3 protein-coding genes are annotated in these 2,515 nt (G+C 68.4%); all 3 read left to right on the top strand.

Annotated features, from left to right (window positions below):
* Positions 1-324 (top strand): phosphopantetheine-binding protein (locus IH13_RS0136050; RefSeq protein WP_031091374.1); only part of this gene is annotated, 324 nt, incomplete at its 5' end.
* On the top strand, positions 321-1,517 hold the full coding sequence (locus IH13_RS0136045) for an adenine nucleotide alpha hydrolase family protein (protein ID WP_234433517.1): 1,197 nt from the start codon (positions 321-323) through the stop codon (positions 1,515-1,517). The genes IH13_RS0136050 and IH13_RS0136045, both read left to right, overlap by 4 nt.
* Before the next feature lie 26 nt (positions 1,518-1,543).
* A partial coding sequence (locus IH13_RS0136040) for a beta-ketoacyl synthase N-terminal-like domain-containing protein (RefSeq protein WP_031091368.1) occupies positions 1,544-2,515 on the top strand: 972 nt, incomplete at its 3' end.

The raw sequence follows: 2,515 nt of genomic DNA, 5'->3' as shown, positions 1-2,515 counted from the left end.
GCCGGTATCCGCACCGACCTGGAGCGGCGCATCGCCGGTGTCTGGTGCGAAGCGCTCGGCCTGGAGTGGGTCGGTGCCGAGGACAACTTCTTCGACGTCGGCGGTGATTCGCTGCGCCTGACGTCCGTGGTGGCGGCCCTGCGTGAGCGGCTCGGCCTCCAGGTCACCCGTCTCGACATGTTCGGCCGTCCGACCGTACGGGCCATGGCCGCCCGTGTCGCCGACGCCGACGGCCCGGCCGAGCCCGCCGTGCCCCGGCCCCGGCGCTCACGGGACACGGCGGCGCTCGCCCGCCGCCGCGACCGCAGGGGGCGGCGCTCATGACCGGCCGACACGACTTCGCCACCACACAGCCCGATCCGTCCGTCTCGCCAGGGGGTTCCGTGTCCAGTTGCCAGGTCTGCTCGCTCAAAGCCGGCCATCCGGGAGTGGTCCTCGACGACCAAGGGGTGTGCAACCTGTGCAACCTGGACTTCGCCGAGGAGCTGCTCGTCAACTACCGCTACACCAGCGAGGTGTTCACCGAGTTCCAGCAGGCGCCGCCGAGCACCGGCGAGTACGACTGCCTTTTCATGTACAGCGGCGGCAAGGACAGCACGTACATGCTGGACAAGTTCGCCGACGAGTACGGCAAGCGGGTGCTGGCCTTCACCTTCGACGTGCCCTTCGAGAGCGTGCACGCCGCCCAGAACATCGCGCTGGCCCGGGAGAAGATCCCGGCGACGTTCGTCCTCGACGCCGACGACGACAACATCAAGCTGATGATGCGCGAGGTGTTCAACCGCCCCGCGCCGAAGAAGCCCGGCAAGTACCTCGACGAGAAGCTGCCCTGCGTCTCCTGCCGCACCTTCTTCGTACTGCGGGCGATCCTCATGGCCTACCGGCAGAAGATCCCCTACATCGCCCTGTGCGCCGACCCTCAGCAGATCCTCACCATGGAGTCCAACGTCCGGGAGATCGTGCGCGACTTCTACAAGACGTTCGGTGAGCGGCTCGTCGACACGCTCTTCGGCGGGCAGCTGGAGGAACTCCTCTTCGACGACGACGAGAACCTGCCGAAGATCGTCTTCCCGTTCATCGCCATGCGGCACGAGTACGACCCCGACCGCATCGTCGAGGAACTGCGCGCCAAGGGCCTCTACCAGTCCTCGCCGATGGAGACCCACTGCACGCTGTTCCCGCTGCTGAACTACTACTCGTTCACGAACTTCGACTGCATGTTCTACAAGCTCAACGCGTCCAGCCACGTGCGGTCCGTCAAACGCAACGCCTCCTACGACCGCAACACCTTCAGCATCAGGTTCCCCCGTTCGCTCGACCTCGCCGACGTGGAGGACCGCCTCGGCAGGGTCGTCAAGGAGATCGCGGCGGGGGAGGGCGACCGCGACGAGCACGAGCGCAGCCTCGTCGACCTGTTCCAGCGCATGGACGCCTCCGAGGACGCCGCCCGCTTCGTCGCCCGCAGCTTCCTCGACATGCGATCCGTCGCCGCCGACCTCGGCATACGGCTGAGCTGACCCACGAGAGCAGGAGAACCAGCACCATGACGCTTTCCGACTCCGACGTCGCCATCATCGGCATGGCCTGCCGCTTCCCGGGCGCCGATTCCGTCGAGCGCTTCTGGGACGTGCTCAGCGAAGGCCGCGAGACGCTGACCCGGTACACCGACGAGGAACTCCTCGCCGCAGGCGTGTCCGCCGCCCGGCTGGCCGACCCGCGCTATGTGAAGGCCGCCCAGACCGTCCCCGGCACCGACCTGTTCGACTCCGGGCTCTTCCAGTTCACCCAGGACGAGGCCGAGATCCTCGACCCGCAGCACCGGGTGTTCCTGGAGTGCGCCCTGGAGGCCCTGGAGCGGGCAGGCTACGACCCCGGACGCACCGACGCCCAGGTCGGCGTCTACGCGGGTGCCGGCATGAACACCTACCTGCTGCACAACCTGGGCGAGCGCTACCGGGCCGCCTCATCCGTGGACCAGTACCGGCTGATGCTCGCCAACGACAAGGACTTCCTCGCCACCCGGGTGTCCTACAAGCTCAACCTGACCGGTCCAGCCGTCAACATCAACACCGCCTGCTCGACCTCTCTGGTCGCCCTGCACACCGCCTGCCTCGCCCTGCTCGGCGGCGAGTGCGACATGGCCCTGGTCGGCGCGGTCCACCTCAACCCGCCGGGCCGGGGCTACCAGTACCAGGAAGGCATGATCTTCTCGCCCGACGGCCACTGCCGCGCCTTCGACGCCGAGGCCCGCGGCACCGTGATCGGCAGCGGCGCCGGAGTGGTCGTCCTCAAGCGGCTGAAGGACGCCGTCGCCGACGGCGACTGGATCCACGCCGTCGTCAAGGGCTCGGCCGTCAACAACGACGGCTCCGCCAAGACCGGTTACACCGCGCCCAGCATCTCCGGGCAGGCCGCCGTCATCGCCGACGCCCAGGACGTCGCCGACGCCGCTCCGGAGACCATCGGCTACGTCGAGGCGCACGGCACCGGCACCGCCCTGGGCGACCCGATCGAG

The organism is Streptomyces sp. NRRL WC-3549 (assembly GCF_000721935.1).
GTDB lineage: Bacteria > Actinomycetota > Actinomycetes > Streptomycetales > Streptomycetaceae > Streptomyces.
This window is presented reverse-complemented; position numbering and strand designations above follow the sequence as displayed.

Excerpts from the sequence above, each read along its gene's own strand:
- IH13_RS0136045 (WP_234433517.1), top strand. The coding sequence starts at position 321 with ATGACCGGCCGACACGACTTCGCCACCACACAGCCCGATCCGTCCGTC.